Source organism: Chryseobacterium indologenes, assembly GCF_018362995.1.
Taxonomy (GTDB): domain Bacteria; phylum Bacteroidota; class Bacteroidia; order Flavobacteriales; family Weeksellaceae; genus Chryseobacterium; species Chryseobacterium indologenes_G.
In genome coordinates this window covers 2984735-2999202 of sequence record NZ_CP074372.1, presented here as the reverse complement: position 1 = coordinate 2999202, position 14468 = coordinate 2984735, and the positions used below count along the sequence as shown (strand labels likewise).

Below are 14468 nucleotides of genomic sequence, written 5' to 3'. Positions count from 1 at the left end.
AAACGGTGGAGCTCAGAAACCACTTTAAAAAACGAGGCGGATTCTGAAAAGCCAAACGAGTAAGAAAACAAAACTATAAAATCATGCCAGAATTTAAATTTAGCGAAGAAGCAATTTCGCATGCATTAGAAGCAGCAAAAAGATCACACGAAGACAGTCAGGCAAGTCGCCGTTCATCCGGGGCGGATTCAGACTTAAGCCTTGCCAACGCCAGCGCAGGGTATCTTCTTGTAACAGCAGAATGTATATCAATTACTGTTGAGAACAACAAAGTTTGTATCAACCTACCATTAGGTTTCGGGAAATATTGTTTCAGTATACCATTAAGTATTCCTAATGGAACAGCTGGCCAGGCTTGTTTATCTATCTGTACTACCTGGGGAATCCCAACAGGAATCAGAGTTACTATTATTATAGGTGGAATAACGATTATTAGTCAGTCATTCGGGAAATGCTAATCAGTTAACAACCGAATTAGAATAAAAGTCCGTCTCATGCAATGTATGAGGCGGATTTGTTTTTGCAAGTGTCATGAATAAAACCTTGTCAATGTTTAAAACTTTGACAAGGCTGATGAAAAATAAGGCTGAAAAAATACAAAACAGTTAACAAATGTTGATGGCTTTTTTGTGAACAAAAAGAATACACCCTATTCAGTTCCTATGTTTTTTGTATGTTTGTTATATCAAGCAATTAATAAATTATTATATTCAAATATGGATTTCGAAGACTTTATCATTTCACCAAGAAATTTTAAAACAGAAAACTGGCAGATAGGAAATCGGATTACAAAAGAGATCAAAGAAGACAGTATTGTTCTTTTGTTTGTGTCTGATTACAGAGGTGTGGGCGGAGATGCAGAAGTGCAAGATTTTACAGCGGTGAGAAATGAGTTTTATAAACTTTCGCAGATGGATTTTGAAATTCCTGTTGTAGATCTTGGAGATCTGGTGTCCGGGAAATCTGTTCAGGATACTCATTATATTTTGCAGGAAGTCTTGTCGGCATGCCATTACAAAAGAGCAATTCCGGTAATTGTGGGCGGCTCAAATGATTTTGCCTTCTCATTATTTTCTGCTTTGAACTTTCATCAGAAAAACATCAATTATACCCAAATCAGTAATATTATTTCCCTTCAACAGGGTGAAACAATTAACGAACATACTTTTCTGGGCAAAATTTTCGGTGCCAAGAATTTTTCCATTAAAAATTACCATCATTTAGGATATCAGAAACATTTGAATGAAATGGATTCTGTAAGACTGATCAAAGAAGTGGAGTTTGACATCGTCCGTCTTGCTGAAATGATGAATTCTACAGAAAAAACAGAACCTTTCTTCAGAAAAGCAGATCTTGTAACCTTAAATTGTGATGCTGTGGAAAGTTTCAGCGAACCTTTTTCTATGAATCCACAGGTCAATGGATTAAACAGAAGAGAGATTTGTGCCTACATGAAAGAAATCGGATTAAGTGAAAACCTGAAATCTGTAGGGATTTTTAATTATAATATTTATTCAGAAAATCAGTTGAACCACCAGCTTTTAGCACAGATGTTATGGTATCTGATTGAAGGAATCAATATACAGCATTCCCATCCGAAGGAAAGACATTATGAGCTGTTTTATGTTTTGATAGATGACAGACAATATGCTTTCAAGCGTGATACTTTCAGTAATTTGTGGTATTTTGGTGATGATGAAAATATAGAGAACTGCATTCCGTGTTCCAGAAAGGATTTTGATGAAGCTAAAAAAGGCTGGCTGAATGCAAGGCTGACGAAAATTTAATGTATGACAAATGTTCCCCCAAAAGTATCCATTATTGTTCCTGTTTACAATGTCGAAAACTATCTGACAAAATGCCTTGACTCTTTGGTGAACCAGAGTCTTTCCAGTATTGAGATTCTTGTAGTGAATGATGGGAGTAAAGATAATTCAGGAAAAATAATTGAAGAATATGCACAAAGATATCCGGAAAAAATAAAAGCTTTTACCAAAGAAAACGGAGGTTTAAGCGATGCCCGTAATTTTGGTATTGACAGAGCTGCCGGAGATTATATAGGTTTCGTAGACAGTGATGACTATGTTTCCGAAACAATGTTTGAAGAAATGCTTCTGTTAGGCGAGAAGCATCAGGCAAAAATGGTGATCTGCAATATTCAGAAAGTTGACGAAACAGGGAAAATTACCCAAAAACTGACTCAGCTTCCTAATATGTCCGAGAAAATAGTTCTTGAAAATAATTTTTCAGTGTTCTCGGATATCAGCTATTTTGCATGCAATAAACTGTTCAAAAAAGAACTTTTTAATCAGAGAAGATTTAAAAAAGGAGTTCATTTTGAAGATATTCAGCTCATTCCACAACTTTTACTGGAATGTGATACCATTGCACAGACCCAAAGTTTCCATTATCAATATCTTGAACGTACCGATTCTATTACAAAAACTCATACGGAAAAAGGACTTGATATGCTGAAAGCAGTGGCTGATGTGGAAAATGTATTTAATGAATCTCAGTATTCTCACAAAAAAGAGGAATTAAAAAACTTCCAGATTTTTGAAGGAGTTTATTCATTCCTGGCTTATCTGGCCTTTGTGAAAAAAGAGGAAATATTTTATAGTATGTCTGATCAGCTGGTCCTTTTTATGAAAGAAAGACAAATAAAAATTCAAGATATATTGAACTATAGTCGTTTTGGTAAGAATTATCTTTTATCTTTGCCTTTGAAGAAAAAAATTTTTTATCTGTTGTTTTTTGGAGGGCAGAAAAGATTGATAAGAAAATTGATTTAATAAACACAAATGTACGTACTATTGTTTCGAGCAATAGAAAATGATGATGAAGTTCTTATAAGTCCTGCATTATGAGTTTTTATTGAGAAATACAAGTGCTGAATAAGAAAGAATGAAAAATTTTGAATTGTTCTTAAGCGGATCGGGAATACCTATTTTCTATATAAAAATAGGACTTGGTTTCGTATTCGCCTTTTTAATTACCTTTTTCTCTATTCCTACCATCGTCAAGATCTCGAGAAGGAAGAACCTGATGGATGAGCCTGGGATAAGAAGTTCGCATCTTAGAGAAATTCCTAACCTTGGCGGAATTGCCATTTTCTATTCAATAGGAATCTGTGCTTCTATTTTTGCCTATGAGCTGTTTGACCTGTACAAGTTTTTATTTGCCTCATTGATTATTCTGCTTTACGTAGGGGTAATGGATGATATTGTTGTAATGAGGGCTTATAAAAAACTTGTTGCACAAATTGTAGTATCTTCTCTGGTGGTTATTGGCTCAGATATTAGAATAAGAAGCTTATTTGGAATATTTGGTGTGTATGAGCTGGAATATTTTATAAGTGTCCTGTTCAGTATCATTACCTTTATTATTCTGATCAATGCATTCAACCTGATCGATGGAATAGACGGATTGGCAGGTGGTTATTCTGTAATCTGCAGTGCTTTATTCGGAATAAGCTATTACCGGTTAGGAGAATATAATTATCCGCTGGTTGTATTATCTGTTGTAATTATTGGGACTGTATTGGCTTTCCTGTACTATAATCTGTCCAACTATCGTACCCGTAAAATATTTATGGGAGATACCGGATCCATGCTGCTTGGCTTTTTACTGGCCTTTACTTCCATTTGTTTCATAGATATTTTTATTGATAAAAACCTTGTAGATGTACCAAGATATCACCTTCAGTCTGCTCCTGTAGTGGCTGTAGCGATCCTGATTCTTCCGATCGTAGATACATTAAATGTAATATTCATAAGGCTTTATAATAAAAAGTCACCATTTGACGCAGATAAAAACCACATTCACCATAAGCTGTTAAAGCTAAATCTTACCCACAGGAGATCTACTTTTTATATCATTCTTTACTATTTGATGATCGTGGGGGTTGCTTATTATTTAAGACATATTAATGTCAATCTGTTATTATTGGTGATTATTTCATTAGGCTTTTTCGGAGCTTATCTGCCAGATTTGCTATATCGATTAAGAAATAACAAAAATTAACAATTAAATATTACTTTTGTAAACAATATTCAAATATGATGAAGAATTTTAAGTATTTATTTTTAATATTCCCTTTTTTAGTTACCTCATGTATCACAACAAAGGATGTGAGGTACTTGCAGCCAAGCGAAAGCCTTGTCATTAACGAAGAAGGTCTTATCCCGTACAATATTCCCGTGTACAGGATTACCAAAAATGACATCCTGAATCTTAATATTGTGACGACACCTAAGGGTGATGCCGCACAGTTTTATTCCTCTTACAATACTTCAGGCGGTGTTGCTGGTGGAGGAGTGACAAGTTCTGCAATATCAGGAGGTGGTAGTATAGGAGGTGTGGTTAGTGCTAATGCCGGAGGAGGTAGAGGCGGAAATATGAATTTTTATTTTAACGGACTGAAGGTGGATTCCAATGGTGATATCAATGTGTTCGGGATTGGATATGTAAAAGCTGAAGGGAGAACTTTAGACGATATTACAAAAGAAATTCAGGATAAAGTAAATGAAAATTTCCAGGAAGGTAAATCTGAAGTTCGACTGAATACAGACGGTATTACCTATTATATTCTTGGTGACGTGGAAACTACAGGACTTTCAGGTGAGAAAGTAGTCCACAAAAATACCCTTACTATTACAGAGGCATTGGCCATTAATGGCGGATTGAACAGAACTATTGATAAAAAAGAAGTTGTTATCCACAGAAAACTTCCGGAAGGAATCAAAATTGCCAAAATAGATCTTACCCGTGAAGACCTTATGAACTCTCCTTATTACTATGTACAGAACGGAGACGAAATCTATCTGAATACAAGAGCGAAAAGCTTGAATGGATTCGGAAAAGACCCTATCCAGACTTTAACTACAGGGGTTTCTGTAATTACTACTGCATTATCTATTTATTTACTCCTTAAAAATCTTTAGCCATGATTCCAGAAAGAGTAAACACTGCAGAGAAAAATAATTCTCAGAAAGATAAATCCGGGACATTTGCGTTATTTGATTTGGAACACTTTTTAAGAAGGGTTCTTAAAAACTGGTACTGGTTTGTATTGATGTTTATCATTGGCTATACCATGTCATGGGTATACAGGAAATATTATGCACAGAATATTTATGCATCAGATTTATCATTAAGTACCTCCAGTAAAGGTTCAGAGTTTTTGCCAACACAGTCTAACCAATCTATTAACTTCATTTGGGGTGATACAGGAAATCAGGATGGGCTTTATTTAAAGAAAATGCTTTTATCCAGATCTCATAATGAATTTTTGGTGAAAGAATTAGATCTTTTTGTGAACTATTCTACCAAAGGACTTATAAAATCTACTTATCTGGACAAAGATGATTCGCCTGTTTTTCTTCAGATCGATAAAAAACACCTTCAGCAGATCAATTATCCTATTACGCTGATACCAAAAGGAAATGGATCTTATGAAGTGGTTTTGCCTGAAGAAGGAGAGTCTACAAGCTTATATAACTATGAAGTAGAAGGATTCCAGGATATTAACTCTTATGGCAGACCAGCAGATAAAACCATCAAAATTAATGAGTGGTATACTTCTCCTAACCTGAGATTCAGGCTGCTTCAAAATCCTGTTCCTACCAAAATTAAGCTGGATAATATTATCATTAACCTGAACTCTGTCAACCAGAGTGTAAATGAAATTGTTTCCACAACAGGAGTAGACTTTGATAAAGAAATCAGGTCTATTATGATTATTACTAAAACAGGATACAACCTTAACAGTACGGTTAACTTCCTGAATAAATCCGTTGCAGAGCTACAAAAAAAGAGACTTGCTGATAAAAACATTGTTAATAAGAATACAGATATCTTCTTAAAAGACAACCTTGCAAACATCCGTAAAAAACTTGATTCAAGCGCCAATGTGCTTAATTATTTAAAGACTTCCGAAAAACTTTATAACATTAAAGACAGGGATGAAAAATCTCTTGAAAAAATAAAAGAGCTTGAAGCTAAAAAAGCCGATATCATCAGCAAAATCAGTTCTCTGAATAATATCAAGAACACCCTTCAGTCTCAGAATTTTGATAAAATGATCGGAACAAATGCAGCAGGTTTTGAAGATGGTATTTTCACAGCAACGGTTTCTGAACTTAAAGCTTTATATACCAAAAAAGCAGAAATGGCCACTATTTATAAGCCGTCATCAGAGCCTATGAGAGAAATCAACAGGCTTATTGATGAAGCAAGAATGGGATCATCTAATAGTTTGAGAAACTATTATAACAGATATTATGAAGAAATCAATAAAATAGATCGTGAAATGGCTGGTGCCAATTCTGATTTAGCAACTTATCCTGAAAAAGAAAGAAGGTATCTGGATGCAGAGAGAGGTTATAACATGATTGAAGCTACTTACAACAGTCTTTTAGGCAGACAGAGTGATACCAAGATGAGAATGGCTACTAATCAGTCTGACATAACAGTTATTGACCCGGCTAAAAACTTAGGACAAAGACCTATTGGACCTAATGTTAAACTGGCAAAAACAGCCATTATTTCAGGAATGTTGATGCTTCCACTATTATTTATCCTTATTGGTCAAGTGTTTGATAACAAAATCAGAAATATCAAAGAACTTTTAAGTGCTACGAAAATTCCACTTCTTGGGGTTATCGGAAATAACAACAATGAAAATATGCTTACCGTTCTGGAACAGCCAAAATCATCTGTATCAGAAGCTTTCAGGGGGATAAGAGCCAATATGAGATTTTTGATGGATAATGAAGATCAAAAAGGTAAGGTCATACTGATCACATCATCCATCGGAGGAGAAGGGAAAACTTATATTTCCATTAATCTGGCATCGGTAATAGGATTAAGTGATAAAAAAACAATCTTATTGGGAATGGACCTTAGGAAACCAAAAATCTTCGGGGACTTCAAGATTGATAATAAATATGGTATTTCCAATTATCTGACGGGAGAAGTAGGAATTGATCAGATTGTCAACAAAACAAAAATTCCAAATCTGGATGTTGCCACTTCAGGACCTATCCCGCCAAACCCTTCTGAGCTTTTAATGAGCCAGAGAAATATCAAATTTATAGAAGAACTGAAAGAAAAATATGATTTCATTATTATAGATTCTCCACCGGTAGGATTAGTAGCGGATTCATATGAGCTGATGAAGCATTCTGATGCCAATATTTATGTTGTGCGTCATGAATACACAGAAAAGTACATGCTGAAAATGATTACGGAAAAGTATCATAATGATGAGATTGATAATTTGGGTCTTGTTTATAATGATTATAATACAAAACAGGGCTACGGTTACGGTTATGGCTACGGATATGGCTATGGTTACGGATATTTTGATGAAGATAAAAATTATAAAGAGCCATTGTTGATAAGGATCAGAAATAAAGTACAGGTATTATTTAATAAAAAATAAAGCATTAAACCCTCATTTAATGGGGGTTTTTTCATATTTAATGTATTTTCATTCTATGAAAAAAAGAATATTTTTGCCACTTTGCCGTTTACTTTATAACAAATTATGTTTTTTTGTTTATTTTTAACTAAACATTAAGATTATCATTAATATAAAAATGTTTTATATTTGCAAAAATTAAATTTTAAAATAACCATAAATCCATATTCTTTTATGAATAAAAAATTATTGTTTAGCTTCCTTGCCTTCCTTGGAGTGGTAAGTGTTAAAGCACAAAGAAACGAATTGGGAGTTCGTCTAGGTATGAGTAACCTAGTGGGAGATGTAGGAAGGACAAATTATATTTTACAGAAGCCGTTGGATTTAAACAGAGTGTCAGATTGGGGCATCCCATTTTATGGAGGTTTGTTATATAGATTTAATTTTAATCCGCATCAGACTATTAGATTGGATTTAGGATACAACCAGATTCAGTTTAGTGATAAAGCTGCGAAAGAAGATTATAGAAGAAATAGAAACTCATACGGAAAAAATAACGTGTATGAGGCGAGTTTAATGTTTGAATATAACTTTTTCCCGGTAAATAATGAGCAGATCAGCATGCTGAGCCCTTATATCTTCGGAGGTGTTGGTGCTTTGATGTTTGATGCTCCTAAAGCGACTCTTGTGAATGATTTCAGAAGAGATGCAGATGGTGTGGCGCAGGCTCCAATCAATGAATTGGATTTCACTACGAAAACAGACTATTCATTAGGGAAAAAAGTAACAATGCATATTCCTTTTGGGGTAGGTTTGAAGTATAAATTCAACCATTCCTGGGCAATATTTGCAGAAGCTACATTCAGATATACATTGACAGATCAGTTGGATCACAGTAAGATCCTTGATAAAGATGTAAAAACTTCTTTTAATGCAGATATTTTGGACCCGGCAACAGGAGGTTCATTATTACAGTCAGGAAATTATTATGCAGTTTCTAAGGAAAGAGAAGCAGAGTTTATTAAAAAGAGAAATATTGGAGATGGAAGATCGAATGACTGGATGAATACTTTCAGTTTAGGACTTACGTATTCGTTCGGAAGACCTCCATGTTATTGTGAATAATATGTCGTTGATTAAAGATAAAATAAATTCTGAGAATTTACCAAAGCACGTAGCCATCATTATGGATGGTAATGGAAGATGGGCAAAATCTCGTGGCGAAGAAAGAACTTTCGGTCACAAAAATGCCATTAATGCAGTAAGAAATGCTATTAATGCCTGTAATGAGATTAATATCCCTTACCTAACACTTTATACATTTTCTTCAGAAAATTGGAGTCGTCCTACTGAAGAAGTGAATACTCTTATGAATTTATTGGTAGAGACCTTACTGCTTGAGGCAGAAGAAATCTTCAGCAAAGGATTGAGAATGCACGTGATAGGGAACCTGGAAAAACTGCCTGTTTTAGTGAAAGAGCAGTTGGAGCGTGTGGTAGAACTCACAAAAGAAAACACAAAAGGAAACCTTGTATTGGCTATAAGCTATGGCTCACAAAATGAAATATTGGAAGCCGTTAAAAATATAAGTTCTGATGTAAAAGAAGGGAAAGTAGAGATAGAAAACATTAACGAAAATTTATTTGAAAGCTATCTTTATACTAAAGATTTTCCTCCTGTAGACTTACTGATCAGAACCAGCGGTGAAATAAGAATAAGTAATTTCCTGCTTTGGCAGATCGCTTATGCAGAACTACAGTTTTTAAATGTTCTGTGGCCGGACTTTACCAAAGATATTTTCTTCCAATGTATTGTTGATTATCAAAACAAAGAAAGAAGATACGGTTTAACCGGTGAGCAAGTAAAAGGCCAATAAAATTTTAAGAAAAGAAAGACTCGATAAAATGAAGTTTAGACTATTACCCATCATTATGTTTGCTGCTTCTGCACATTTTTATGGACAAGTAACTCCACAAGACAGCACAAAAGTAAATAATGCTGTTCATGCAGAAAATGAGGCAGGCACTTATACACTTAAAGACATCGTTGTAGATGGGGTAAAAAAATATACACCAGCTCAGATCTTAAGATTTACAGGTCTTACCAAGGGAGAAAGCGTAGACATTCCGGGACAGAAAATCAGCAATGCTGTTAAAAAACTTTGGGATACCCAATCTTTTTCTGAAGTGGAAGTTTATGTTCAAAGCATTGAAGGACAGACAATCGTTCTGAAATTTCACCTGCAGGACCTGAAAGAACTTGGAGAAGTAAAATTTGCAGGAAAAGGAATTGGTAAATCTAAAAGTGAAAAACTGGCAAAGGATAACAACCTTAAACCAGGAACTAAGATTACTCAGAACTTAGTTTCTAGTCTTAAAACAAATGTCCCTAAAGATTATATTAAAAAAGGTTTTGCAGATGCCAAAATCAGCATTCAGGATAAAGTAAATGCAGGAGACCCTGCTTTAGTAGACTGGACGATCAATGTAGAAAAGGGAAAAAGAATTAAGATTGATCATATTGAATTTGAAGGAAACGAAAATGTAACCGATAGAAAACTTAGAAACAAAGCTTTCAAAGAAACAAAACAAAAACGTTTCGGTATTGGTGGTATTTTGAAATCCTCAAAATTCATTGAAGATAAATATCAGGAAGATAAGCAAGGCCTTATCAGTTATTACAACTCCCTGGGATATAGAGATGCAAAAATTGTTTCTGACTCAGTTTGGAGAAATAAAAGAAATAACTACGAAATCAATGTAAAACTTAACGAGGGTAAAAAATATTACATCGGGGACGTTACGTTCACAGGTAATACGGTATACGCTACAGAATATTTACAGAGATTATTAGGATATAAGAAAGGAGATATTTATGATGCTGTAGGATTCAACAAAAAAGTAGGAGAAGACGGTGGTAAAGAAGATGACTCAGATATCAAGTCTGTGTACATGAACAATGGTTACCTTTTCTCCAATGTAACACCTGTTGAAAAATCAGTGTCAGGAGATGCCGTAAACCTGGAAGTTAGAATTAATGAAGGAGAACAGGCTACCTGGAATAAGGTAACATGGCAAGGGAACACTACAACCCATGACCACGTGATTCTTAGAGCACTGAGAACAAAACCGGGAGAGCTATTCAAGAAAACAGAAATTAAAAGAACATATTTTGATCTGGCAGGGATGTCATTCTTTGACCCTCAGCAGATCGGACAGGATATTCAACCAAACCAGGTAGATAACACCGTAGATATTAACTGGAAACTGGTAGAAAAAGGTTCTTCTCAGGTACAGTTGCAGGCGGGTTACGGTGGTAACAGCTTCATCGGTACTTTAGGATTAACATTTAATAACTTCTCATTAAAGAACTTCCTTAAGTTTAAAGATTTCAAACCAGTACCTCAGGGAGACGGACAGACGTTCTCTATTCAGGTTCAGGCAGGACAGTACTTCCAGAACTATGGGGTATCATTTACAGAGCCTTGGTTATTTGGTACAAGAGCAACAGCCCTTTCTGTAAGTTTGAATAACTCAAGAGTAAGATATACAGATCAGTATGGAGCTGCTCAGAAATTGAATATTTTCTCTGCTTCAGCAGGTTTGAACAGACTGTTAAACTGGCCGGATGATTACTTCTCACTATACACTGGATTACAGTTCCAGAAGTATGACTTCAATAACTATCCTTTCCAGTTTGGAAATACTACAGAGAGTTATGGTTCAGCTAATAACTTCAGTGTCAACTTAGGTTTGAGCAGAAACTCGGCAGGTATCGACCCAATCTTTCCGACAATGGGATCCAATATTGAGCTTTCAGCAAAACTGACACCTCCATACTCATTGTTTAAAAAGAAAGACTATTCCACCATGTCAGCTATTGACAAATATAAGTGGATGGAATTCTATAAGATTAAATTCAAGGCAGACGTATACAATGAAATCATTGGAAAACTTGTCTTAAGATCTTCCGCGGAAATGGGATTCATGGATGGATATAACAGTAAATTGGGAGCTCCGCCATTTGAAAGATTCTATATGGGAGGTACAGGTCTTTTCGGAGGTCGATATGACGGTAGAGAATTGATTCCTTTAAGAGGATATGAAAATGCCAGTACAGAAGGAGGTCAGGCAGATGATATTACCCAGACAGGTGGTGGTACAATCTATAACAGATTTACTTTAGAATTGAGATACCCGATCTCAATGAGCCAGACTGCAAAAATCTACGCACTGACATTCGCTGAAGGAGGGAACGTATGGAACTCATGGAGTTCTTACAGCCCATTCCAATTGAAAAGATCAGTCGGAATCGGTGTAAGAGTATATATGGGAGCATTTGGATTGATCGGATTTGACTTTGCACTTGGTCTTGATAAAACATTATCAGGTGATAAATCAGGATGGCGTAACCACTTCTTGATGAACCAAACATTATAATTACACATATGAAGCACTTTAAAATAACTTTTACATTCGCATTACTTTTGCTTTTTGGATTCAGCAATGCCCAGAAAATAGGAGTGGTGGATACTAATGAAATTTTAAATAAATTACCTCAGTATAAAGAAGCTGAAGCAAGACTGAATTCTCAGATCGATACCTGGGAGTCTGAACTTCAAAACCTTCAATCTGAATATGAAAGAAAAAAAGCTGCTTTCGAAAGTGAAAAAGTATTATTGATAGGGGATCAGCTTAAACTGAGAGAAAAAGAAGTTGTAGACCTTGATAAAAACATTAAAACGACTACTAGCTTACGTTTTGGAGCTAACGGTGAGATTACAAAACTGAGAACAAACCTTGTTTTGCCTTTTCAGGATCAGATCTGGGGAGCCATCAAAACAATGTCCGAAAAAAATGGCTTGGGCATAGTTCTTGATAAAAGCAATAACATTAGTGTTATCTTCCTTCAGTCTAAATATGATTACACCGAGAAAGTATTGTCTGTTTTGCTGAAAGGAACAGATAAGAAAGAAAAAACAAATAGCAAAGGCAAAAAATAAGTTTAAAAAATTAACTTTTGCTATATTTTAAAATCTAAAAACAAATTAAATTATTTATTTACCAGTTATGAAAAAATTAAGTGTATTATTTGCAGCAGTAATGATGGTTGTATCTGTAGGTATGGCAAAAGCTCAAAAAATTGCTACTTTAGATGTAATGGGAGTTCTTAACGCTATGCCGGAGAAAAAGAAAGCAGATGCTGATCTTAAAACATTCTTAGATACAAAACAGGCTGAGATTAAGAAAAAAGCAGACGCAGCTCAAACTAAATATCAGCAATATCAGACAGAAGCTCCGAAAAAAACAGCTGATGAAAACGCAGCAAGAGAAGCTGAAATGAAAAAATTAGCTGAAGAAATCCAGCAAATGCAGGACAAAGCTCAAAAAGATCTACAAGGTAAGCAAGACTTGGCTTTCGGACCAATTGAGAAAAAACTGAATGATGCAGTAGAGAAAGTAGCTAAAGCTAGTGGATATGACTACATTATGGATGCAAACTCACCTGCATTCCTTTATAAGGCAGGAGCAGATGCTACTGCAGCTGTAAAGAAAGAATTAGGAATTCAATAATTTCAGCAAATTAACAAAGATTTATAAAACTAACCACCTCTTTTAGAGGTGGTTTTTTTATTTTTGCGGAATGGAAAAAGAAGTATCAACTACGGTAAAAGTTAGGTTTAGTGACTGTGATCCCATCGGACATTTGAATAATGTAAAATATCTTGATTATATGTTCAATGCCAGAGAAGATCATGTAGAAACATTTTATGGATTTACCTATGAAGAATATACCAAGAAAACCGGCTGTACCTGGATTGCCATTCAAAATGAAATAGCCTATTTAAAAGAAGTAAGATATAATACCCAGGTCGTAATCAGCAGCAAAACCATCGATGTACAGGATAGAACTGCAAAAGTGGAAATCATGATGAAAAGTTTAGATGAAAAAACAATTCATGCCGTACTTTGGGTAACTGTTATTTATTTCAATGTTAAAACAAGAAAATCTGAAGTTCATCCTGAAGATATCAAAGAAATTTTCGATAAGTTTTATGTAGATTTGATCCAGAAAGACTTCCAGTCAAGAGTGAAGTTTTTAAGAAGTCAAAATGCTAAAAATTCTTAATCAATAACTCTTATTGAAGATTCCAACTTAAAAATTAATAATATATAAATGAAAAAAATAGCAGTAATAGGAAGCAACGGACAATTAGGAAACTGCATTAGAAAAATAGCTCCGGATTTTGAACATCAATATGAATTCTTATTTACAGACTCATCCACCCTTGATGTTACTAATGAAGACCAGGTGAATGATTTCTTTTATGATAACAAACCTGATTACTGCATCAATGCTTCAGCATACACAGCGGTAGATCTGGCCGAAACCGAAAAAGAAAAAGCTTTTGCAGTAAATGCGTACGGTGTAGCTCATCTTGCCCAGGCATGTGCAGATTATAAAACTACTCTGATTCATGTTTCTACCGACTATGTTTTTGATGGAACCACAAACCTTCCCTATTCCGAAGATGATTTCACCAATCCGATAGGAGTTTATGGAGAATCAAAAAGAAAAGGAGAAGAACTTGGTCTGGAAATTAATCCTAAAACAATTATCCTGAGAACCTCATGGCTGTACTCGGAATTTAATAAGAACTTTGTGAAGACAATGCTGAACCTGTTCTCTCAGAAAAAAGAATTAGGAATAGTTGCTGATCAGTTTGGGCAGCCAACCAATGCAAATGATCTGGCAGAAGCTATCATGGAGATCATCGAAGCTCACCATAAAACTTACGGAGTTTTTCACTTCTCAAACTATCCGGAGACTACATGGTTTGAATTTGCAAAAAAAATTGCTGAATTTTCAAAATCTTCGGTAAAACTGAATCCATTAACAACCGAACAGTATCCAACACCTGCCAAAAGACCTGTAAGAAGTACAATGTCTTTAGATAAAATAGAAGAGACCTATAAAATAGAACCCAAACATTGGGAAAACAGTCTTGAAGAATGTGTTGATACACTTTCACAACAATAATATA

13 protein-coding genes are annotated in these 14468 nt (G+C 35.0%); all 13 read left to right on the top strand.

Going from position 1 to position 14468, the window contains the following annotated elements; genetic code table 11:
* Positions 1 to 83: 83 nt before the first annotated feature.
* Complete coding sequence (locus tag DYR29_RS13535; RefSeq protein WP_047424833.1) at positions 84 to 458, top strand: hypothetical protein; 375 nt, start codon at positions 84 to 86, stop codon at positions 456 to 458.
* A gap of 258 nt (positions 459 to 716) precedes the next feature.
* On the top strand, positions 717 to 1787 hold the full coding sequence (locus DYR29_RS13530) for a formimidoylglutamase (protein ID WP_213277291.1): 1071 nt from the start codon (positions 717 to 719) through the stop codon (positions 1785 to 1787).
* A 3-nt stretch (positions 1788 to 1790) separates the two neighbouring features.
* A complete protein-coding gene (locus DYR29_RS13525) occupies positions 1791 to 2792 on the top strand; it encodes a glycosyltransferase family 2 protein (RefSeq protein WP_213277290.1) in 1002 nt (333 codons plus the stop codon).
* Between the two features lie 112 nt (positions 2793 to 2904).
* Positions 2905 to 4023, top strand: a complete 1119-nt coding sequence (locus DYR29_RS13520) for a glycosyltransferase family 4 protein (protein WP_213277289.1) — start codon at positions 2905 to 2907, stop codon at positions 4021 to 4023.
* Between the two features lie 35 nt (positions 4024 to 4058).
* Positions 4059 to 4943, top strand: a complete 885-nt coding sequence (locus tag DYR29_RS13515; protein ID WP_213277288.1) for a polysaccharide biosynthesis/export family protein — start codon at positions 4059 to 4061, stop codon at positions 4941 to 4943.
* Positions 4944 to 4945: 2 nt separating this feature from the next.
* On the top strand, positions 4946 to 7444 hold the full coding sequence (locus DYR29_RS13510) for an exopolysaccharide transport family protein (RefSeq protein ID WP_213277287.1): 2499 nt from the start codon (positions 4946 to 4948) through the stop codon (positions 7442 to 7444).
* Between the two features lie 213 nt (positions 7445 to 7657).
* Entirely contained in the window at positions 7658 to 8548 is an 891-nt protein-coding gene (locus DYR29_RS13505; RefSeq protein WP_213277286.1) for a DUF6089 family protein, read from the top strand.
* A gap of 1 nt (position 8549) precedes the next feature.
* On the top strand, positions 8550 to 9299 hold the full coding sequence (locus DYR29_RS13500) for an isoprenyl transferase (RefSeq protein ID WP_047424845.1): 750 nt from the start codon (positions 8550 to 8552) through the stop codon (positions 9297 to 9299).
* A gap of 28 nt (positions 9300 to 9327) precedes the next feature.
* Positions 9328 to 11862, top strand: a complete 2535-nt coding sequence (locus DYR29_RS13495; RefSeq protein WP_047377418.1) for a BamA/OMP85 family outer membrane protein — start codon at positions 9328 to 9330, stop codon at positions 11860 to 11862.
* Between the two features lie 8 nt (positions 11863 to 11870).
* Complete coding sequence (locus DYR29_RS13490) at positions 11871 to 12425, top strand: OmpH family outer membrane protein (RefSeq protein ID WP_047424847.1); 555 nt, start codon at positions 11871 to 11873, stop codon at positions 12423 to 12425.
* 67 nt (positions 12426 to 12492) lie between these two features.
* On the top strand, positions 12493 to 12996 hold the full coding sequence (locus DYR29_RS13485) for an OmpH family outer membrane protein (RefSeq protein WP_047424849.1): 504 nt from the start codon (positions 12493 to 12495) through the stop codon (positions 12994 to 12996).
* Between the two features lie 70 nt (positions 12997 to 13066).
* Positions 13067 to 13552, top strand: a complete 486-nt coding sequence (locus DYR29_RS13480; protein ID WP_213277285.1) for an acyl-CoA thioesterase — start codon at positions 13067 to 13069, stop codon at positions 13550 to 13552.
* Between the two features lie 48 nt (positions 13553 to 13600).
* Complete coding sequence (gene rfbD, locus DYR29_RS13475) at positions 13601 to 14464, top strand: dTDP-4-dehydrorhamnose reductase (RefSeq protein ID WP_213277284.1); 864 nt, start codon at positions 13601 to 13603, stop codon at positions 14462 to 14464.
* Positions 14465 to 14468 lie beyond the last annotated feature (4 nt).

Coding starts and splice junctions, on each gene's coding strand:
- DYR29_RS13520 (WP_213277289.1), top strand. CDS start 2,905: ATGAAAAATTTTGAATTGTTCTTAAGCGGATCGGGAATACCTATTTTC.
- DYR29_RS13495 (WP_047377418.1), top strand. CDS start 9,328: ATGAAGTTTAGACTATTACCCATCATTATGTTTGCTGCTTCTGCACAT.
- DYR29_RS13530 (WP_213277291.1), top strand. CDS start 717: ATGGATTTCGAAGACTTTATCATTTCACCAAGAAATTTTAAAACAGAA.
- DYR29_RS13480 (WP_213277285.1), top strand. CDS start 13,067: ATGGAAAAAGAAGTATCAACTACGGTAAAAGTTAGGTTTAGTGACTGT.
- DYR29_RS13485 (WP_047424849.1), top strand. CDS start 12,493: ATGAAAAAATTAAGTGTATTATTTGCAGCAGTAATGATGGTTGTATCT.
- DYR29_RS13535 (WP_047424833.1), top strand. CDS start 84: ATGCCAGAATTTAAATTTAGCGAAGAAGCAATTTCGCATGCATTAGAA.
- DYR29_RS13525 (WP_213277290.1), top strand. CDS start 1,791: ATGACAAATGTTCCCCCAAAAGTATCCATTATTGTTCCTGTTTACAAT.
- DYR29_RS13510 (WP_213277287.1), top strand. CDS start 4,946: ATGATTCCAGAAAGAGTAAACACTGCAGAGAAAAATAATTCTCAGAAA.
- DYR29_RS13490 (WP_047424847.1), top strand. CDS start 11,871: ATGAAGCACTTTAAAATAACTTTTACATTCGCATTACTTTTGCTTTTT.
- DYR29_RS13505 (WP_213277286.1), top strand. CDS start 7,658: ATGAATAAAAAATTATTGTTTAGCTTCCTTGCCTTCCTTGGAGTGGTA.
- rfbD (WP_213277284.1), top strand. CDS start 13,601: ATGAAAAAAATAGCAGTAATAGGAAGCAACGGACAATTAGGAAACTGC.
- DYR29_RS13515 (WP_213277288.1), top strand. CDS start 4,059: ATGATGAAGAATTTTAAGTATTTATTTTTAATATTCCCTTTTTTAGTT.
- DYR29_RS13500 (WP_047424845.1), top strand. CDS start 8,550: ATGTCGTTGATTAAAGATAAAATAAATTCTGAGAATTTACCAAAGCAC.